Here is a 19,716-nt window from a genome sequence, read left to right as displayed (position 1 = left end):
GCGCGCCGCGCCGCCCGAGTGGGACGGCGCAGCCGGCCCAGTGTACAGGCAGGCACGCATCAGGTAGAAGCGGGCGCGGGGGAACGGCCATCCGATGGGCGTACCCCCGCGCCCGCAGGAACATCACCCGGACTGAATAAGGCTTATGCCTTGATTTTATCTGGCTATGTACCTTACTATATAGCGGTGTTTTCGAAAGAACCATCACTCATCGCTCGATGATGGGTTCTGTTTACGGGCCCTTCGGGCCCGTTTTTTTTGAGGAGGCGCCGGCTGCAGGGCCGGAGTTCTTCGCCACGCGCCGCCGCGCGAATCAGAAAAATCGCCACATAGGGGAAAGAGGATGACGCAGCTTGTACCGCATGCCGGATCACGCCGGAACCATGGCGCCCTGGCCAGGAGGGGGGCACGGATTTTTATGGTCAGTACGATCAGTATGCTGACTATTAAAGCGGCCTGCGCGCAGGAGGGCGAGCAGGTATTCCAGTTGGGCAAGGTGGTGGTGCGCTCGGGAGCCGACCGGCAGGCGCCGCTGGGCGAGAGCTCCGTCAGCCAGGCGCAGATGCGGGCCTACGACCTGCGCGACGTGGGCGCCGCCGTCAGCGTGCAGCCCGGCGTGAATGTGTCGGCGGGCGGGCCGCGCAACGAACAGACCGTGTTCGTGCGCGGTTTCGACTCCCGCCAGGTGCCGCTGTTCCTGGACGGCATCCCGCAGTACGTGCCCTATGACGGCTACGTGGACTTCTCCCGCTTCACCACTTTCGACCTGGGCGAGATCCGGGTGGCCAAGGGGGCGGCATCCTTGCTGTACGGTCCCAACATCATGGGCGGAGCCATCAATCTGGTGACCCGCAAGCCGGTCAAGGAATTCGAGGGCGAGGTGCGCGCCGGCTACGCCACGGGCGACCAGCGTTATACCGCGCTGAACGTGGGCGCCAAGCAGGGCGCGTGGTATCTGCAGGCCGGGCTGTCCTGGGCCGACGCCCGCAGCTTCCCGCTGGGGCGCGGCTTCCAGGATCAGAAGGCGCGGCCGACGGATACCGGCGACATGCGCAGCAATGCCTCGCAGATGGACAAGAAGGCTTCCTTCAAGCTGGGCTTCACGCCCAATGCCACGGATGAATACGTGATCGGCTACGTGAACCAGAAAGGGCGGAAGGACAATCCCGTCTACACCGGCGTCAAGGACGCCAAGCTGGGCAATCGCTACTGGCGCTGGCCCTACTGGGACAAGGAAAGCCTGTATTTCCTGAGCACCACGGACATAGGCGCGAACGACACCCTGAAGTTCCGCCTGTACGAGGACAAGTACAGCAACGGGCTGGACATGTACAGCGACGCCACCTATTCCGCCCTGACCGGGCCGACCAGCGAATACACGGACAAGACCCGCGGCGGAGCGGTGGAGTGGGTCAACCGCAGCCTGCGCAATCATGAACTGCACGTCGCCTTCCACTACAAGGAAGATTCGCACCGTGATCCCAAGACCACGGGCGCGGAACACTACAAGGACGTGACGACCTCGCTGGCCTTCGAGGACCGTATCGCGCTGGGCGATGCCTGGCGCCTGCGCGCAGGCGCCAGCCACGAACGGCGCAAGGCCAAGGAGGCGCATGATTATGAAACGGGCGCGGCCGACGCCGCCAATGGCTTGCTGGAGCTGGCCTATGACTGGAGCGAACAGATGGAGATCTACGGCAGCGTGGCCTACAAGACGCGCTTCCCGACCATCAAGGACCGTTATTCCAGCCGCCTGGGCTATGCCAAGCCCAACCCGGACCTGAAGCCCGAGCACGCCGTCCATTATGAGCTGGGCCTGCGCGGCCAGCCCTGGGAAGGGGCGCAGCTGGAATCGGCCCTGTTCCTCAGCCAGGTGCGCGACATGATCCAGAGCACGGTGATCCAGTCCCCCGGCTGCGACAAGTTCCGTCCCGCGGGTTTCTGCGACCAGGCCGCCAACGTGGGCAAGGCGCGCCAGATGGGGCTGGAGCTGTCCCTGCAGCAGCGTTTTTCCGAACAATGGTCGGGCGGCCTGGCCTACACCTACCTGAACCGCCGCAACCAGTCCGATCCGGACGTGAAGCTGGTCGACACGCCCGCGCATCGGCTGTTCGCCCACCTGAGCTGGTCGCCCTCGGCGCAGTGGGAAGTCATGGGCACGGTGGAAACCGAGAGCGGCCGCTACTATTCCTATGCCGATGCGCGCGGCGAGCCGGTCTTCGAGAAAACCGCCGGTTTTGCGGTACTGGGCCTGAAGGGCATATGGCGGCCCAGCTCCGCCGTCACGCTGGAGGCCGGCGTGCGCAACCTGGGCGACAAGCTGTATGAATACAAGGAAGGCTATCCCATGCCCGGACGCGTCTGGTTCGTGGGCGGCAGCTACCGTTTCTGATCCGCTGCAAGGCGGGCTTGCTCAAGGAGGCGACGGGATGCATCGTCGACATTTGCTGCGTACCCTGGCGGTCCTGCCAGCGCTGGCGCCCGTCCTGAAGGCCTGGGCGGGCGGGGCTGCGGATCGCGAAGAAACCGGATCTTTGCACATGACGGTGGCGGGCCGCCTGCCCGAACCCGCGCAGGTGCGCACCGTGGTCGCGGCCGGGCCGCCGGCCTCGGTGCTGGTGTATTGCCTGGCGCCCCAGACCCTGGCGGGCTGGCCTTTTCAGCTCGCGCCGCCGGCCCAGGCCCTGCTGCGGCGGGCCGGATCGGACCGTCCCTGCCTCGGCCGCCTGGCCGGCCGGGGCAGCACCTTGTCCCTGGAGCGCTTGCTGGCCTTGCGGCCCGACCTGGTGCTGGACATCGGCGACGTGAACCCGTTCTACGAATCGGCCGCGCGTTCCATCCAGGAGCAGACCGGCATTCCCTACGTTCTCATGGGCGGACGATTGCAGGACAGCCCGGCCCAGCTGGAGCAGGCCGGCCTGCTGCTGGGGCGGGCGGCGCGGGGCCGGCGACTGGCCGAGCAAGCCCGGATGGCGCTGGACCGCGCCCGGCAGGCCGCCTCGGGGCGGGCCGGCGGCTTGAAGGCCTACCTGGCGCGGGGCCATGACGGGCTGGAGACGGGGTTGGGGCAATCCATCCATACCGAAGTGCTGCGCCTGTGCGGCCTGACCGTCATGGGCGATGCGCGCCAGGACAATCGGCTCGGGCGGATTTCCCATGAGCAGTTGCTGGCCTGGGAGCCCGACATCCTGTTCGCTCAGGATGAGGCTTTCTTCCAGCTCGCGCGCAGCCAGGCGCCGTGGAACCGATTGAAGGCTGTACGCGAAGGGCGGCTGTATCGCGTCCCCGCCTGGCCCTTCGGCTGGCTGGACGGCCCGCCCGGCATCAACCGCCTGGCTGGCCTGATCTGGCTGAGCGCCTTGCTGGACGGCCCGGCCGCCGTGCCGGGCATGATCCGGGACCTGCGCGCCTTCCATGCCTCCTTTTACGGCATGGCCCTGACGCAGGCGCAGATGGAACGCCTGTTGCAGGGTCAGGACCCCGCGCAGGAGGGCGCATGATGGAGCGCCTTTCCTATGCCGCCTTGCTGTCGGGCCTGATGCTCGTCCTGGCGGTCCTGGTCGTTCTGGCCCTGGGGCAGGGCGCCTATCCGCTGGATGGCGGGCAGGTGCTGCACGCCCTGGCGGCGGGCGCGGGAGCGCGGGAGACGGACGACGGCGCGCGGGTGGTATGGGAGCTGCGCCTGCCCCGCATCGCGGCGGCCCTGCTGGTGGGCGCGGCCCTGTCGGCGGCGGGCGCCGCCTACCAGACCATGTTCCGCAATCCCCTGGTGTCGCCCGACATCCTGGGCGTATCGTCCGGTGCGGGCCTGGGCGCGATGCTGGGCATCTTCTTGAACGCCACCTTGCTGGGCGTGCAGCTGGCCGCTTTCGCAGGCGGGCTGCTGGCGGTGGGCGGCGTACTCGCGCTGGCGCGCCGGCTGCGCCGGCATCCGCCCGTCCTTGTCCTGGTGCTGGCCGGCATGGCCGCCGCCACCTTGCTGGGCGCCGGCATCTCCCTGATCAAGATACTGGCCGATCCGTATTCGCAGCTGCCGTCCATGACCTTCTGGCTGCTGGGCGGGCTGAGCGCGGTGCGCTCGCACGAAACCCTGCCGGCCGCGCTGATGGTGCTGTGCAGCCTGCTGCCGGTCTGGCTGCTGCGCTGGCGCATCAATGTGCTGGCCCTTCAGGACGACGAGGCGCGCTCGCTGGGCATGCCGGTATCCGCGCTGCGCCTGGGCCTGATCGTCTGCGCCACCCTGATGACGGCCGTCTCCGTTGCCCTGGCCGGCATCATAGGCTGGGTGGGCCTGCTGGTGCCGCACATGGCGCGTCTGCTGGTGGGCCCTGATTTTTCCCGTCTCCTGCCGGTCTGCATCGTGCTGGGAGCGGCTTTTCTGCTCCTGGCCGATACGCTGGCGCGCAGCCTGGGCACGCTGGAACTGCCGCTGGGCGTGCTCACCGCGCTGGTGGGCGCGCCGGGTTTCCTGCTCCTGCTGGCGCGCAGCGGGAGGCCGGCATGAACAGGGAGGCGATACAGACCATGGGCCTGGCCGTGGGCTACGGTCGGCGGGTCGTGGCCAGCGGCCTGGACCTGGAGGTCCGGGCCGGCCAGGTCGTATGCCTGCTCGGGCCCAATGGCAGCGGCAAGTCCACTCTGCTGCGCACCTTGCTGGGCTTGCAGCCGCCGCTGGGCGGGACGGTGCGGGTCGGTGGGCGGGCGCTGGACGCCTGGGGAAGGGCGGCCCTGGCGCGCCAATTGGCCTATGTGCCGCAGGCGCAGGATCCGCCTTTCTCCTTCACGGTCGAGCAATGGGTATTGCTGGGCTGCGCCAGCGGACTGCCCTGGTTTGCGCAACCCGGCGCGCCCGAGCGTCAATGGGCCATGGCCTGCCTGGAGCGCCTGGGCATCGAGTCTCTGGCGCGCAGCCGCCTGGACCGCATCAGCGGCGGCGAGCGCCAACTGGCCTTGATCGCGCGGGCGCTGGCCCAGCGTTCCCGCTTCCTGATCATGGACGAGCCGGCTTCCAGCCTGGATTTCGCCAATCAGGTGCGTGTGCTGGAGCAGGTCGCGCATCTGCGCGGCGAAGGGCTGGGCGTGCTCATGTGCACTCATCAGCCCGAGCATGCCGCGCGCGCGGCCGACTGGGTGGTGTTGTACAGGGATGGGGGGATACTGGCGCAGGGCGAACCGCGTGCGATGTTGAGCCGCGGGCGTCTGCGCCAGCTGTACCAGTTGCCGGAGCGCGCCTTCGAGCTGCCCGACTGGTACGGACAGGCTTCGCAGAACGCTTGAGCCGCCTCAGGCGGCCCGGCCCTGCGCTGGTTTCTTACATGTTCTTCAGCGCGGCGCGGCCGTATTGATTGTTGTGTTCCACGACCTTGGTCAGCATGGCCATGAAAGTCTGGCGCTGCTTGCCGGTCAGGGGATCGAGCAGGCGTTCCTGGGCGCGGTTCATGCCGGCGCTCAGTTCCTGCATGACGGCCAGGCCCGCTTCGGTGATGTAGGTCTGGCGCGAACGGCGGTCGTCCGGGTTGACGCGCCGGGCCAGCAGTCCTTTTTCTTCCAGCCGGCGTATGACGTCGGCCGAGGTGGTGCGGTCCAGGCCCAGTTCATAGCCTATGGTGGTCTGGTCCAGCCAGGGCGAGCCCATGAGCACCGACAGCACGCCGTGCTGCACGGGCGTGATGTCGCTCTTGCACTCTTCGTAGAACATGGCGTAGTGGATCTGGTTCAGCCGGCGCACCAGGAACCCCGGACGCGACCACAGCTTGCGCCGGTACAGTTCGGCGTTCTCTTCTTCCACCGGACCCAGGATCTCGGCCTCGTTGGCCTCCAGTCGTTCTTCTTGCTTTAACTCGGCGTGATTCTTCATGGATAAGTCAGTCATCGATTGAGTGGCCAGCCGTTGTGCGGGACGGCGGGCGGGACGACCTGCGAAGGGTAAGGCTGCAAGGTCGGCGGCTACAAGGAAAGCGGGGCTACGGCTGCGGCGGCAGGCCCCGGATTTCAACTTTGTATTCGTTTCCAAGGGCGCTGTCCATGCTCCGAAGTATATGTGATTTCCCGACTTGCTGAAAACAAAAATAATCAGCATACTGATAGATATTGTTGGGGGGTCAAGGCATTGACCTTATGTAAATCAATAATTTAGGGAAGATATACGGTGAAACGTATTCCAAAAATAGCACTGGAGGAGCACTTCAACGCCGTCGGTTTCGAGGATTACTCGAAGGCGTTCGTCAAGCACATCGACAGCGCCGATGCGCGTGAGCTGATGGCCCGGCTGCACGACTTCGACGCCCAGCGCCTGGAGATCATGGACAAGGCCGGCATCGAATATGTGGTGCTGTCCCAGACCGGTCCCGGCGTGCAGGCGGAGAAGGATGTTTCGGTCGCCATCGAGCGCTCCCGCCAGAACAATGATTTCCTGGCGCAGCAGATCGCCCGCCATCCGGATCGTCTGGGCGGCTTCGCCACGCTGCCCATGCAGGACCCGGCCGCCGCCGCGCAGGAACTGACCCGCGCCGTCCAGGACCTGGGCCTGAAAGGCGCCCTGGTCAACGGCCACACGCATGGCGTGTATTACGACGATCGCGCCTACGACGGGTTCTGGGAAACCGTCCAGAAGCTGGACGTGCCGTTCTACCTGCATCCCTTCGATTCCTACCAGATGCCGCATGCCTATTCGGGCCATCCCGAGCTGGCCGGCGCGACCTGGGGCTGGGGCGTGGAGACCGGCACGCATGCGCTGCGCATGTTGTTCGGCGGCGTGTTCGACCGCTGCCCGGAGGTCAAGCTGATCCTGGGCCACATGGGCGAGGGCCTGCCTTTCCAGCGCTGGCGCTATGACAGCCGCTTCGCCGTCTATCCGCACGGCGTCACCCTGAAGCGCAAGCCGTCCGAATACATAGGCAGCAATATCCTGATCACGACCTCGGGCGTCTGCTCCGCTCCGACGCTGATGGGCGCCATCGGCGAGATGGGCGCCGAGGCCGTGCTGTTCTCGGTGGACTACCCGTACGAATCCACCGAGATCGCCGCGGATTTCATCGAAGCCGCTCCCATGGACGACAAGACGCGCGAGCTGGTCTGCTATGGCAACGCCGCGCGCCTGTTCAAGCTGGACCGGAGCTGAGCATGAGCCATTACCTGTACGGCGGCCATGTCCAGGCCAACGGCATACGCCAGCATTATCTGCGCTATGGGGGCGCGGGCGGGGGGCGCGACCAGCGTCCGGCCGTCATCATCGTGCCCGGCATCACCAGTCCGGCCGTGACCTGGGGCTTTGTCGGCGAGCAGTTCGGCTGGCACTTCGACACCTATATCCAGGACGTGCGCGGCCGGGGCCTGAGCGAGGCGGCCGAGGGCATGGACTACAGCCTGGACGCCCAGGCCGACGACCTGATCGCCCTGGCGCAGGCGCTGGGCCTGAAGCGCTACATCGTGGTCGGGCACTCCATGGGAGCGCGCATCGGATTGCGCGCCGCGCGCAAGAACAGCCGGGGCCTGGAGCGCCTGGTCATGGTGGACCCGCCCGTATCGGGCCCGGGACGCCGCGCCTATCCCGCCAAGCTGCCCTGGTACGTGGATTCCATGGCCATGGCCCGCAAGGGCTGCACGGCCGAAGACATGCGCGCCTTCTGCCCGACCTGGACCGAAGAGCAGCTGCAGCTGCGCGCCCAGTGGCTGCACACCTGCCACGAGCCGGCCATCCTGGCCAGCTTCGAGGGCTTCCATACGGACGACGTCCATGCGGATCTGCCGCATCTGACCGTGCCCGCCTTGCTGATGACCGCCGAGCGCGGCGACGTGGTGCGCGACGAGGACGTGGCCGAGATCCAGCAACTGGCAAAAGGCATGCAGCATGTGCGCGTGCCCAATGCGGGCCACATGATCCCCTGGGACAACGAGGCCGGCTTCTATGCCGCCTTCGGCGATTTCCTGGGCCGGCCGCTGGCGTGACGGATACCGGGCCGCTGCGGCGGCCCATCATGGCCTCGCGCTCTAGGCGCCTCCGCATGGTGACGGGGCCGCGCGGGCCTAGGGCCGGATTACTTCACAAGGAGACAGAGTATGGCAGTCAGTGATTATCAACTTATCGAAGCCTGGCAGGAGGTGCTGCGCCTGTCCAAGCTGGAGCGCGGGCAGACGGTGACGCTGCTGACCAGCTCGAGCACGCATCCGCAGACGCTGCAGTGTGCCCAGATCGCGGCCCAGTCCATGGGGGCGGTGGTCAACCGGCTGGACCTGCTGCCGGTCAACGCCGACAAGGCGCTCAGCCGCGACTCGCTGGCCTACCTGGGCACCACGCCGCTGACCGGCAACGAGGCGGCCATTGCCGCGCTCAAGGCCAGCGACCTGGTGCTGGACCTGATGACGCTGCTGTTCTCGCCCGAGCAGATCGACATTCTGAAGTCGGGCACCAAGATCCTGCTGGCGGTCGAGCCGCCCGAGATCCTGGTGCGCACGGTGCCCACCGAAGCGGACCGGGCGCGGGTGACGGCGGCCGCGCAGCTGATCAAGGCGGCCAAGGAAATGAGCATCACCTCGCCGGCGGGCACGGACCTGCGCTGCGCGCTGGGCGAGTTCCCGGCGATTCGCGAGTACGGCTTCGTGGACGAGCCGGGTCGCTGGGACCACTGGCCCAGCGGCTTCGTGCTGACCTGGCCCAACGAGGGCGGCTCGAACGGCACGATCGTGATCGACAAGGGCGACATCCTGCTGCCGCAGAAGAAGTACTCGACCGAGCCGATCATCCTGACGGTGGAGAACGGCTACGCGACCCGGATCGAGGGCGGGGTGGAGGCCGAGCTGCTGGACGAGTACATGAAGTCCTTCAACGATCCGGAAGGCTACGCGATCTCGCACATCGGCTGGGGCCTGCAGCCGCGCTGCCACTGGTCCACGCTGGGGCTGTACTCGCGCGAGAACACGATCGGGATGGATGCGCGGGCCTTCGAGGGCAACTTCCTGTTCTCCCTGGGGCCGAACAACGAGGCCGGGGGCACGCGCACCACGGCCTGCCACATTGATATTCCGCTGCGCCACTGCACGGTGAGCCTGGACGGGCGCGCCGTGGTGCGCGATGGCAAGGTACTGGACGGAGGCGTGGGTGAGTACGAATGAAGGGGCGGTGTACGCCCAGCAGGGTTTTGGGGCGCAGCTGGAGCCGCAGGCGCCGTACGGGCTGCTGATCATCGACCTGGTCAACGGCTTTGCGGACCCGGCGGTGTTCGGGGGCGGGAACATCCCGCAGGCGATCGAGAACACGCGGCATCTGCTGGCCACGGCGCGCGCGCAGGGCTGGCCGGTGGCGCACTCGCGCATCGTGTACGCGGACGACGGGGCGGATCACAACATCTTCAGCATCAAGGTGCCGGGGATGCTGGGGTTGCTGGAGAACGAGCCCAACAGCCAGATCGTGCCGGCGTTGACGCCGGCGCCGGGCGAGCTGGTGGTGCGCAAGAACGTGCCCTCGGCGTTCTTCGGCACGTCGCTGGCGGCGTGGCTGACCCAGCGCGGGGTCAAGACGCTGCTGGTGGCCGGGGCGGTGACCAGCGGCTGCGTGCGCGCCAGCGTGGTCGATGCGATGCAGCTGGGCTTTCGCCCGCTGGTGGTGTCGGACTGCGTGGGCGATCGGGCGCTGGGCCCGCACGAGGCGAACCTGTTCGACATGCGCCAGAAGTACGCGACGGTGGCCACGCGCCAGGAGGCGATGGCGCTGCTGGGCCTGTGAGGGCGGCGGCCGCGTGACGGTTTCGACGGCCTGCCGCTTGGGGGCGGGCCGTCGGACACGTACCCCCGGGGGCTGGACGGCTTCCGGGGGTTTTTTTAGGTTTATTGATGGCTTGTGAGGGCGTTTGCTTCGTCCTTTTGGTCGAAGCGGGGAAACCGTGGCTTCCTTGAGGGGCGCCTTTTCAAGTTTCTGGCAAACAGGGTGCGGGTTGCGCCGAGTGCTCGATACAGGGTATGACGAGCCGTCCAGGATCCATGGCAGGCAGGGCAAACCGTATCAGGCGATCGCTACAGTAGCCCTTGAACGGCGTCCTCACAAAGACCAGCTCTGCTATCGATCAGTCGATTCCTTCCCTGGGGGCAATGCTGAAAAAAAGCGCCTCCTGGAGGCGCTTGGGAAGGGGATGGCCGGGCGAAGCTCATCGCCAGGAACGATTGGTGTGCCTTGTTGCCTCAGACCTGTTCAGGACTGGATCGGCCTGTTTTCCAACAGGCCCGCCGGATATGCCGACAGGCCTGCGCACGGCTTCAGACCGGGAAGACCAGGTCGTTGGCCAGGATGGAGGTGTCGAAGATCACCTGGCGTTCCTTGATCATCAAGCGGCCGTCCACGCGGGTGAAGGTGTCGAAGTAGTTGCCTACCAGGTGCACGGTGGAGGGGCCTTCGACCAGCGTCTGCATCAGCATGAAGTTTGCCTCGGCCTCGACGTCGCCGTTGGCCGCTTCACTGATGACGCGCACGTCCGTCACCAGGTGCAGCATGTAGCGCGGCGCGTACATCTGGGTGCGGGCGATGGCCACGGCGCGGTCATGCATCATGTCGCGGCCTTCGGCATAGACCAGGCCCACGGGCAGGTTCAGGTCGCTGTTCTCGCGCGAGGTCACCCGGTACAGGGCGTCCTCCACGAAGAACATCGGCCAGTCTTCGATGTTGCCGCGGTCCAGGGTGGCGCAGTACTCGGCGTTGAACAGCTCGATTTCCGCTTTCAGGGCCAGGGCGCGCTGCGTGGCGACCTGGGCGGGTTTGAAGGAAAAATCCATTTTCATAATCAGCTCGTCTTACAGGTCCATGACTTGGCGGTAGTACTGGTACATGGAGCGGATGGCCGCTTCGGAGATCAGGGTGTTGGACGTGCCGACCTTGTTCTCCTCCAGCTTGATGATGTTCACGTCGGTGCTGGAGCGGCGCACGCCTTCCTGCACGAACTTCATGGCTTCGTTGTCTTCCAGGCCCAGGAAACCGGCCGGCCCCATCAGGTTGCCCTGGCGCAGCCGGTGACGGGTCATCTCCTCGGTGTCGTCCTCGTAGCCGAACATGGTCCATTGCATGATCAGGCTGTTGGGGCCGTTGGGAACGATCTGGCGCACGCCCAGCGTGTTCATCTCGCGCTGCACGATCAGGTTGGGCCAGATGGTCTGCATGGTGACCGACCAGGGCGAATCGAATTCCTTGATGTAGTCCAGGAAGCGCTCGTCGCGCAGGCGCAGGTCGTCCACGAAGGAGCGCATTTCCTTCTTGTTGTCCTCGCTGACCTCGGCGTACTTGTCCTCGGACTTGGCCGAGGCCATGTAGCCATGGCGGCCGTGCACGGGATCCACGTACATCTGCGACTTGTTGCCCGCCACCAGCAGGCCGAACACCACCAGGAAGGAGTGCAGCAGCGTGGCGTGGTAGGGGTCCTTCAGGTTCTCGTGGTACATCTTCCAGTTGCAGGGCAGCTCGTTGCGGTAGTAGCCCAGGATCTTGAGCTTCTTGCCCGTGAAGACGGCCTCGAAGTCCTTCAGGATCTCGGGGGTCAGGTACTCCTGGATAGGCTCGACCTTGTCGCTGTACGAGGCGAAGATGACGCCGTTGTGCGTGGTGACGTGCAGCTTCTTCAGGCCGTGGTCGGCATTCTTGAAGCTGCGCGGCATGCCGCCTTCCTTGTTGACGCCGCGCTTGAAGGGAATGCCCTGCAGGTCGCCCTTCAGGCTGTAGGACCACTGGTGGTAGGGGCAGACGAATTCATTCGTGTTGCCCTGGTTGTGGCGGCAGAATTCGGCGCCGCGGTGGGCGCAGCGATTCTCGAACACGTTGATGCTGCCGTCCTCGGCGCGCGCCACCACCACGGGCGTGGAGCCTACATAGGAGCGCTTGTAGTCGCCCGAATCGGGAATCTCGGCCTCCAGGGCGACGAAGTTCCAGGTGTCGCCATGGAAGATGCGTTCCATCTCGCGGTTGTAGACGTCGTTGCTGGTGTAGACCCAGTCCGGAATCGCGTTGAGCGCGTCTTCGGGCCAGCTGCATTCGTCGACGGGACGGTCCTTGGACCCGACCGTCTGGCCTATCACCGTTTGTGCCTGATACATAGGGATCTCCTCTGATAACTCTTTGATGAAGCGTGTTGAATGCCGTGCGGCGCGGGGCCGCCGGCGTGATCGGTGCGCAAATGCCGGGGGCCGGCGCATCAAGCGTGGGCGGCGCGCGCGGCCTCCTTGACGTACTGGCGCAGGTTCGTCGCCGGGTCCAGCAGGGCGGCCGGATCCACGGGCAGGTCCTGCTCCATGAGCGTGCGCAGGGCGCGCAGGTCCGCGCCCGCGTTGACGGCGATGGCATGGCGCAGGCGCCGGCCCTCGAAGGCCAGCAGCATGAACTTGACGGCCTCGCCCGCGCTGTCCATGACGCCGCGCACCTGGTAGTCCAGGTCGGGCGAGCCCTGGCCCAGCATCTGGATGTTGCAGCCCAGCACGTCGGTCCAGAACCAGCTGACCGGATGATCGGGCGCATCCTGCCCGGCGATGGCATGCGCCACCTGGCGCGCCTGTTCGTTGGCGTTCTGCCAGGATTCGATGCGGCGGCGCGCGGCGGTGTCGGGACAGATCTGGGTGGCGCAGTCGCCGGCGGCGTAGATCCCGGCCACGCTGGTGCGGCCCTGGCGATCCACGATGATGCCGGCGGTCAGCTCGTCCACGGCGATGCCGCTGGCGCGCGCCAGCGTCGAATTAGCCTGCAGGCCCGCAGCCACGATGGCCAGGTCGCCGTTCAGGATCTGGCCATCGTCCAGCTCCAGCTGCACGGGATGCTCGTCGTCCGGCGTGAAGCGGGCCTGGCGCACGCCATGGCCCAGGCGTACCGTAATGCCATGCGCCTGGAAGCGCTCCAGCAGCCATTGCGACAGCGGCGCGGGTGCATTGCGCGACAACAGGCGGGTGTTGGCCTCGATGACGGTGACCTGCGCGCCGGTTTCGCTGGCCGTGGAAGCCAGCTCCAGCCCCATGAAACCGCCGCCCACCACCAGGGCGCGCAGGCCGGGACGCAGCCGGGCCTGCAGGGCCAGCGCGTCGTCCAGGGTGCGCAGGTACAGGGCGTCGGCCTGCGCGGCGGGCAGCAGCGCCAGTTCGCGCGCCGCGCCGCCCGTGGCCAGCACGGCATGCTCGAAGCTCCAGACCTGGCCATTGCTGAGCGTGGCCTGGCGGGCGGCGCAGTCCAGCGCCTGCACGGCGGTGCCCAGCAGCAGCGTGATGTCCTGTTCCTGGTAGAACTCGGCTTTCTGCAGGAACACGCTGTCGGCGGCGGCGCTGGCCTTGAGCACGTCCTTGGACAGGGGCGGGCGCTCGTAGGGCAGGTGCGCCTCTTCACCCACCAGGGTGATGCTGCCGGCGTAGCCCAGGCTGCGCAGTTCGCGCGCCAGCACCGAGGCGGCCTGGCCGGCGCCGATGATCAGTACGGAAGTGTGGTGTGCCATGATGTCGCGGGTCTCGTGGGCAAGAATGGCCTCAGGCCTGGCTCAGGTCGGCCAGGATGTCGCTGCCTTCGATGCGCAGCGGATAGACCTTGATGTCCACGGTGGCGGGCGCGTTCATGGCCTTGCCGGTGCGCAGACAGAACTTGGCCTGGTGCAGGGGGCACTCCACGCAGCCGTCTTCCAGATAGCCGTCCGACAGCAGGGCGTACTGGTGGGTGCAGATGTTGTCGGTCAGGAAGAACTCGTCGTCCAGTTTGTGCAGGGCCAGCTTCTTGCCCTGCAGGTCGATGGCCAGGGACTCTTCATTGTCGATGGCGTCGGTTTCGGAAATTTTGATCCAGTTCACAGCAGTCTCCGCGTAGTGCTCATAATTACTCAGTATACTGTATAAATTGGAAAGTCAAATATCGTTTTTCTTAGGGATTTTGCTAGTTCAAGCTTAAGCTATTGATAGTGCTTTCCTTTAGTCCATCAATGACATGCGTCAGTAGTTTCCCTGCTTGACCTAAATTTAATTAATCAGCACACTTACTATTATCGGAGCTGCCGAAGTGAAATTTTGACGCGAAAAAGCAGCTCTGAACGTCGGTCCGGCCCCTGGGGGGGAAGGTCTGGAACCCACAGGCAGGCTCATGCCTGATCGGAGCGCCAGACTGGCGGCGAATACCTAGGCCCCTGCCGAGCAAGGGGTGTGAAGACGTTAAAAAATACAAAGAGGTGAGTGATGGAGCGTCGTAGTTTTCTGCTGAAGTCGGCTTCCGTGGCCGGCGCAGGCCTGGCGGCGGTGGCGGCCCCCGCGATTGCGCAAAACAGCCCCACGGTGCGCTGGCGCATGTCCACGGGCTGGCCCAAGAGTCTGGACACGATTTACGGTTCGGCCGAAGCCCTGTGCAAGCGCGTCAGCGAGCTGACCGAAGGAAAGTTCGAGATCCGCGCCTTTCCGGGCGGCGAACTGGTGCCGTATGCCCAGAACATGGATGCCATCAGCAATGGCACCGTGGAGTGCAACCACGTGCTGAGCACGGCCTTCGTGGGCAAGAATACGGCCGTGACCTTCGACACCGGGCTGTCCTTCGGCATGAACGCCCGCCAGCACAATTCCTGGGTGCATTTCGGCGGCGGCCTGAAGCTGCTGCGCGAGATGTACAGCCAGTACAACATCGTCAACTTCGTGGCCGGCAACGTGGGCGTGCAGATGGGCGGCTGGTTCCGCAAGGAAATCAAGGGCCTGGAAGACCTGCAGGGCCTGAAGATGCGCATCGGCGGCATCGGCGGCATGGTGCTGTCCAAGCTGGGCGCCGTGCCCCAGCAGATCCCGCCCAGCGACATCTATTCCTCGCTGGAGAAGGGCACCATCGACGCGGCCGAGTGGATCGGCCCCTACGACGACGAGAAGCTGGGCCTGAACAAGGTGGCTCCATTCTACTATTCGCCCGGCTGGTTCGAGGGCAGCGCCTCGTTGACCACCATGGTCAACAAAGACGCGTGGGAAGCCTTGCCCGCCAACTTCAAGGCGGCGTTCGAGACGGCCTGCAATGAACAGACCATGCTCAGCCTGGCCAAGTACGACGCCTTGAATCCGGGCGCGCTGCGCAAGCTGGTCGCCGACGGCGCCAAGCTGCGCTACTTCCCCAAGGACGTCATGAAGGCGGCCTACGACAAGTCCCAGGAGCTGTGGAAGGAACTGTCCGACAGCAACGCGGACTTCGCCAAGATCTATCCGAGCTGGAAGGCCTTCCAGGAGCAGGAAGCCAGCTGGTTCCGCGTGGCCGAGAGCGCGCTGGACAACTTCACGTTCAGCGAGCTGGGCAAGCGCGGTTGAGCAGGTCATCGTTAAGGTAGTGAAATGAGTCAGCACAGTCACCCGTCAAGCCCGGGTGGCCAGGGAGTCGGCGCGCGCATCCTTCGCAAGGAGGATGTGCGCCATCTCAATGGCCGGGGCAACTTCATCGGCAACATGACCATGCCGGGCCTGCAGGAAGTGGCCTTCCTGCGCAGCCCCATGGCCCATGCCCGCATCCGTCAGATCCAGGTCGGCCAGACCGTGCGCGAGCAGGTCATCACCCGCGCCGACATGCCGGACTGCCAGGACATCTACGCGGCCTCCACGCTGCCCAGCTACCAGGCTTCCAGCATGCCTGCGCTGGCCAGCGGCAGCGTGCGCTACGTGGGCGAGCCGGTGGCGCTGGCCTTTGGCCAGAGCCGCGCGCTGGCCGAGGACGCCCTGGAGGAAATCGAGGCCGTCTACGACGAACTGCCGGTCTACGGCAGCGTCCAGGCTTCGCTGCAGGCGCAGGGGGACCTGCTGCACGAAGGCTGGCAGGACAATGTGTTCGTCACGCTGCGTTCGGACATCGCCTTCGAGGAACACGCCGCCCGCGCCGACCGCGTGGTGGAGCACTCGGTCAGCCTGTCGCGCCAGTGCATGCTGCCCATGGAAGGCAAGGCCGTGCTGGCCTATTGGGATTTCCAGGCCGACCAGCTGGTGGTGTATTGCGGCAGCCAGATCCCGCACATGCACCGCACCGGCATCGCCCAGTTCCTGGGCATGGACCAGGCCCAGGTGCGGGTGATCTCGCCCGACGTGGGCGGGGCGTTCGGCTACAAGTGCGTGCTGCACCAGGAAGAATTGTGCGTGGCCTGGCTGGCCAAGACGTTCCGCAAGCCGTTCCGCTACATGGAGGACCGCCGCGAACATCTGATCGCCGGCGCCAACACCCGCGAGCACCAGTACCGCCTGAAGGCGCACATCACCAATGAAGGCCGGCTGCTGGCCCTGGATGCGGAAATCGACATCGACGGCGGCGCCTATTCGGTCTGGCCTTTCACGGTCGGCCTGGAAGTGGGGCAGGCGCTGGGCAATCTGCCCGGTCCCTACGACTTCCGCGGCTACCGCTGCCGTACCCGCGGCGTGGGCACCAACAAGCCCGGCTTCATGCCGTATCGCGGCGTGGCCCGCACCGGCGTATGCCTGGCCATCGAGCAGATGATGGACCAGATCGCCCTGGCCGTGGGCAAGACGGCCTGGGAGGTCCGCCTGTTGAATCTGGTGCAGGGCGAGCAGATGCCCTACGTCAATGTGGCCAACAAACACTACGATTCCGGCAACTATCCGGAAAGCCTGCGCCGCGCGCTGGCGGCCGTGGACGTGGACGCCGTGCTGGCGCGCCAGGCCCGGGGCGAGCCGGACGGGCGCCTGATCGGCCTGGGCGTGGCCACGTATACGGAGCAGTCGGCGCACGGCACTTCGGTGTTCGCCAGCTGGGGAACGGCCGTCATCCCGGGATTCGACCAGGCTTTCGTGCGCATGACGCCCGATGGCGGGCTGGAAGTGCGCGTGGGCGTGCACTCGCACGGCCAGGGCATGGAAACGTCCTTTGCGCAGATCGCCAGCGAAATCCTGGGCATAGATGTGGCCAGCATCAAGGTGGTGCACGGCGATACCGGCCGCACGCCTTTCTCCACGGGCACCTACGCCTCGCGCTCGCTGGTCATGTCGGGCGGCGCGGTCTCGCGCGCCTGCAAGGAACTGCTGCCGCGCCTGCGCAAGATCGCGGCGCACATGCTGCAGGCCCAGGAGGCCGACCTGGTTCACGAAGGCGCCGCGTTCAGCGCGGGCGGGCGCACCGTGACCCTGGCCCAGGTGGCCGACGCCTGGTACATCAATCCGCAGCATCTGCCTGCCGATGTGGACCCGCAAGGCCTGGAGCTGTCCGTGGGCTACAAGCCCAAGGTCGATACCGGCAGCTTCACCTATGCCAGCAATGCCGTGGTGGTGGCGGTGGATCCGCGCACCGGCGGCGTGGAAGTGCTCAAGTACGTGGTGGTCGAGGATTGCGGCGTCATGATCAATCCCATGATCGTCGAAGGCCAGACCATAGGCGGCATCGCCCAGGGCATAGGCACCGCCCTGTACGAGGAGATGCCCTACGACGAATACGGCCAGCCGCTGGCCTCCACGCTGGCGGACTACGTCATGCCGGGCGCCTGCGAAGTGCCCAATATCCATATCGAGCATATGGAAAGCCCCTCGCCCAATACGGAATTCGGCGCCAAGGGCATGGGCGAGGGCGGCGCCATCGCTCCGCCGGCGGCCATCATGTCCGCCATCAACAACGCGTTGAGGTCGACCGGCGCGCAAGTGTCCCACACGCCCGTCACCCCGCATCGCCTGCTCAGCGCCATTCGCGCGGCAGCACAGCAACACGCCACGCCCGTGTCGGAGGTCCAGGCATGAAGGCCGCCAAGTTTGAATACGAAAAGGCCTCGAGCCTGAAACAGGTCCAGGATGCATTGAGGGGCGATTGCGCCGGCGTGCGCCTGATGGGCGGCAGCCAATCCCTGGGGCCGATGCTGAATCTGCGCCTGGTGCGTCCGGGACGCGTGCTGGACCTGTCCGCCGTGCCTGAGCTGCGCCAGGTGAGCGCCGCCGAAGGCCGGGTGCGCATCGGCGCGGCCGTGACCCACGCCCAGATCGAGGACGGCGTGTACGAGCCGCTGCGCGGCCACATGATGCAGAAGGTGGCCGGCCGCATCGCCTATCGGGGCGTGCGCAACCGCGGCACGCTGGGCGGCAGCCTGGCCCACGCCGATCCGGCCGCCGACTGGGTGCTGACCTGCGCCGCCCTGGGCGCGCGCGTGAACGTGCGCGGCGCTCAAGGCCTGCGGCCGGTGCCCATGGGCGAATTCATGCTGGCCGCCTACACCACGGTGCTGGAGGCCGGCGAATTCATCGAGTCGGTGGACGTGCCGTGGGTGTCGGCCACGGCCCGCTGGGGATATTACAAATTCACCCGCAAGGTGGGCGAGTTCGCCGACGCCAGTTGCGCCTGTTACTTCGACCCGGCCACGCGCACGGCGCGCGTGGTGATCGGCGCCATGGAGGGCGCGCCCCGTTCCCTGCCCGAACTGGCGGTGAAGGTGGCGGCGCAAGGCGCCGCGGCGCTGGAGGGCGAGGCGATCGCTTCGGCCTTGAAACCGTATCTGGAGCAGCGTGACGAGGCCCATCAGGTGCTGTTCCGCACGGTGGTGGAACGCAGCCTGCAGCAGGCGCTGGGCGTGAAAGGTTGAGACATGGCAGAGATTTCGATTCAAGTAAATGGCCGCACGCAGACGCACGAGGCCGAACCGCGCACCCACCTGGGTGACTTCATCCGTGAAAAAGGCCGGCTGACGGGCACCAACCTGAGCTGCGAGCATGGCGTGTGCGGAGCCTGCACGGTGCTGGTGGACGGCCGTCCGGTGCGCTCCTGCATCACGTTTGCCGGCGCCTGCGACGGGCATGAAGTCACCACGGTGGAAGGCTACGAGGGCGACCCCATCATGACCCGCCTGCGCAAGGCCTTCTCCGAGCACCACGCCCTGCAGTGCGGATTCTGCACGCCGGGCATGCTCGCCACCAGCCGCGACATCGTGCTGCGTCTGCCGGACGCCGACGAGGCGCGGGTGCGCATCGAGCTTTCCGGCAATATCTGCCGCTGTACGGGTTACCAGGGCATCACCGCCGCCATCCTGTCCGTGCTCAAGGCCTTGCGCGAGCAGCCTGACGAACAGGTTCAGGCCTTGCGGGCCATGGTGGTGCAGCATGTGCCCGATGACTGGTCCCAGGGCGGCTTCGCCACGTTCGAGGCCGTGCAGGAAGAAGCGGCGGCCGTCGCGCCTGCGCCCGCCGCGGCGCCGGCATCGGCCGGCAGCGCGGACAAAGGCAAGGGCCAGGCCATCCAGGGCGGTTTCGAGGCGCGCTTCCCGGCCGATCAGGTCTGGGCATTCATGAAGGACCTGCCCAAGGTGGCCGGCTGCCTGCCCGGCGCCGTCATCGAGTCCCAGGACGGGGCGACCGTGCAGGGCAAGATCGCCATCAAGTTCGGCCCCATGTCGGCGGCCTTCAAGGGCCAGGCCACGCTGGAACAGGACGATGCGCGGCGCGCCGCCGTGCTGCGCGGCGAAGGCGTGGATTCGCTCAGCCAGTCGCGCGCCCGGGGCGATGTCAGCTATCAGGTCGCGCCGGAGGGGGAATCGCGCAGCCGCGTGGACGTGGAGCTGGTGTATTCCCTGCAGGGGCCGCTGGCGCAGTTCTCGCGCTCCGGGCTGGTCCAGGACTTCGTGCGCCGCATGATCGCCGAATTCGGCAAGAACGTGAATCTGCGTCTGGAAAAGCCGCTGGCCGAGGGCGAGGCGCCCGTGGCGGCGGAGTTCAATCCGGTCAAGATGTTCTTCAGCATTCTCTGGGATCGTTTCAAGGGATTTTTCCGGCGCCGCTGAGCGCATAGAT

Annotated in this window: 17 protein-coding genes; 12 read left to right on the top strand and 5 right to left on the bottom strand. The window is 66.2% G+C overall.

Translation table 11 applies throughout. The features are described 5' to 3' along the window. Window positions 1-436: 436 nt before the first annotated feature. The 4 genes from ACF3ND_RS14550 to ACF3ND_RS14535 are packed head-to-tail and all read left to right on the top strand — an operon-like array spanning window position 437 to window position 5,277. The gene (locus ACF3ND_RS14550) at window positions 437-2,392 is read left to right on the top strand and encodes a TonB-dependent receptor plug domain-containing protein (protein ID WP_394061644.1); all 1,956 of its coding nucleotides are present in this window, start codon (window positions 437-439) and stop codon (window positions 2,390-2,392) included. A 37-nt stretch (window positions 2,393-2,429) separates the two neighbouring features. Then, the gene (locus ACF3ND_RS14545; protein ID WP_394061642.1) at window positions 2,430-3,500 is read left to right on the top strand and encodes an ABC transporter substrate-binding protein; all 1,071 of its coding nucleotides are present in this window, start codon (window positions 2,430-2,432) and stop codon (window positions 3,498-3,500) included. Then, entirely contained in the window at window positions 3,497-4,504 is a 1,008-nt protein-coding gene (locus ACF3ND_RS14540; protein WP_394061640.1) for a FecCD family ABC transporter permease, read from the top strand. The genes ACF3ND_RS14545 and ACF3ND_RS14540 overlap by 4 nt, the downstream gene beginning before the upstream one ends. Then, complete coding sequence (locus ACF3ND_RS14535; RefSeq protein WP_394061638.1) at window positions 4,501-5,277, top strand: ABC transporter ATP-binding protein; 777 nt, start codon at window positions 4,501-4,503, stop codon at window positions 5,275-5,277. Before ACF3ND_RS14540 ends, ACF3ND_RS14535 begins: the two co-directional genes overlap by 4 nt. A gap of 34 nt (window positions 5,278-5,311) precedes the next feature. On the opposite strand, the gene ACF3ND_RS14530 is transcribed toward ACF3ND_RS14535, so the two are convergent. Beyond that, window positions 5,312-5,872: a MarR family winged helix-turn-helix transcriptional regulator gene (locus ACF3ND_RS14530; protein WP_394061636.1), complete on the bottom strand. Its 561-nt coding sequence runs from the start codon at window positions 5,870-5,872 to the stop codon at window positions 5,312-5,314. Between the two features lie 276 nt (window positions 5,873-6,148). Between ACF3ND_RS14530 and ACF3ND_RS14525 the strand changes: the two genes are divergently transcribed. The 4 genes from ACF3ND_RS14525 (at window position 6,149) to ACF3ND_RS14510 (ending at window position 9,721) form a co-directional block, all read left to right on the top strand. Beyond that, complete coding sequence (locus tag ACF3ND_RS14525) at window positions 6,149-7,120, top strand: amidohydrolase family protein (RefSeq protein WP_394061634.1); 972 nt, start codon at window positions 6,149-6,151, stop codon at window positions 7,118-7,120. Window positions 7,121-7,122: 2 nt separating this feature from the next. Then, entirely contained in the window at window positions 7,123-7,947 is an 825-nt protein-coding gene (locus ACF3ND_RS14520; RefSeq protein WP_394061632.1) for an alpha/beta fold hydrolase, read from the top strand. A gap of 111 nt (window positions 7,948-8,058) precedes the next feature. Then, window positions 8,059-9,111: a 2,5-dihydroxypyridine 5,6-dioxygenase gene (locus tag ACF3ND_RS14515; RefSeq protein ID WP_394061630.1), complete on the top strand. Its 1,053-nt coding sequence runs from the start codon at window positions 8,059-8,061 to the stop codon at window positions 9,109-9,111. Then, on the top strand, window positions 9,098-9,721 hold the full coding sequence (locus ACF3ND_RS14510) for an N-carbamoylsarcosine amidohydrolase (RefSeq protein WP_394061539.1): 624 nt from the start codon (window positions 9,098-9,100) through the stop codon (window positions 9,719-9,721). The genes ACF3ND_RS14515 and ACF3ND_RS14510 overlap by 14 nt, the downstream gene beginning before the upstream one ends. Before the next feature lie 527 nt (window positions 9,722-10,248). On the opposite strand, the gene ACF3ND_RS14505 is transcribed toward ACF3ND_RS14510, so the two are convergent. The 4 genes from ACF3ND_RS14505 to ACF3ND_RS14490 form a co-directional block, all read right to left on the bottom strand. Next, window positions 10,249-10,767 (bottom strand): aromatic-ring-hydroxylating dioxygenase subunit beta, encoded by a 519-nt coding sequence (locus tag ACF3ND_RS14505; RefSeq protein WP_394061628.1) that lies wholly within the window; start codon window positions 10,765-10,767, stop codon window positions 10,249-10,251. 12 nt (window positions 10,768-10,779) lie between these two features. Continuing rightward, window positions 10,780-12,069 (bottom strand): aromatic ring-hydroxylating dioxygenase subunit alpha, encoded by a 1,290-nt coding sequence (locus tag ACF3ND_RS14500; RefSeq protein ID WP_394061627.1) that lies wholly within the window; start codon window positions 12,067-12,069, stop codon window positions 10,780-10,782. A gap of 98 nt (window positions 12,070-12,167) precedes the next feature. Beyond that, window positions 12,168-13,445 carry an NAD(P)/FAD-dependent oxidoreductase gene (locus ACF3ND_RS14495; RefSeq protein ID WP_394061626.1) on the bottom strand — a complete coding sequence of 426 codons (1,278 nt, stop codon included), beginning with the start codon at window positions 13,443-13,445 and terminating at the stop codon, window positions 12,168-12,170. Between the two features lie 31 nt (window positions 13,446-13,476). Further along, on the bottom strand, window positions 13,477-13,791 hold the full coding sequence (locus ACF3ND_RS14490) for a non-heme iron oxygenase ferredoxin subunit (protein WP_394061624.1): 315 nt from the start codon (window positions 13,789-13,791) through the stop codon (window positions 13,477-13,479). Between the two features lie 378 nt (window positions 13,792-14,169). Here ACF3ND_RS14490 and ACF3ND_RS14485 point away from each other — a divergent pair, with 378 nt between their 5' ends. Genes ACF3ND_RS14485 through ACF3ND_RS14470 form a run of 4 tightly spaced genes read left to right on the top strand, consistent with a single transcriptional unit; the run spans window position 14,170 to window position 19,706 of the window. Further along, the gene (locus ACF3ND_RS14485) at window positions 14,170-15,267 is read left to right on the top strand and encodes a TRAP transporter substrate-binding protein (protein ID WP_394061622.1); all 1,098 of its coding nucleotides are present in this window, start codon (window positions 14,170-14,172) and stop codon (window positions 15,265-15,267) included. Between the two features lie 24 nt (window positions 15,268-15,291). Then, window positions 15,292-17,682: a xanthine dehydrogenase family protein molybdopterin-binding subunit gene (locus ACF3ND_RS14480; RefSeq protein ID WP_394061620.1), complete on the top strand. Its 2,391-nt coding sequence runs from the start codon at window positions 15,292-15,294 to the stop codon at window positions 17,680-17,682. Beyond that, window positions 17,679-18,515 carry an FAD binding domain-containing protein gene (locus tag ACF3ND_RS14475; protein WP_394061618.1) on the top strand — a complete coding sequence of 279 codons (837 nt, stop codon included), beginning with the start codon at window positions 17,679-17,681 and terminating at the stop codon, window positions 18,513-18,515. The genes ACF3ND_RS14480 and ACF3ND_RS14475 overlap by 4 nt, the downstream gene beginning before the upstream one ends. 3 nt (window positions 18,516-18,518) lie before the next feature. Then, complete coding sequence (locus ACF3ND_RS14470) at window positions 18,519-19,706, top strand: 2Fe-2S iron-sulfur cluster-binding protein (protein ID WP_394061616.1); 1,188 nt, start codon at window positions 18,519-18,521, stop codon at window positions 19,704-19,706. Window positions 19,707-19,716: the final 10 nt, after the last annotated feature.

It is taken from the genome of Alcaligenes sp. WGS1538, from assembly GCF_043187505.1.
Taxonomy (GTDB): Bacteria; Pseudomonadota; Gammaproteobacteria; order Burkholderiales; family Burkholderiaceae_B; genus Alcaligenes.
The sequence above is the reverse complement of the archived record's forward strand: the minus strand, read 5'-3'. Positions and strand labels throughout refer to the sequence as shown.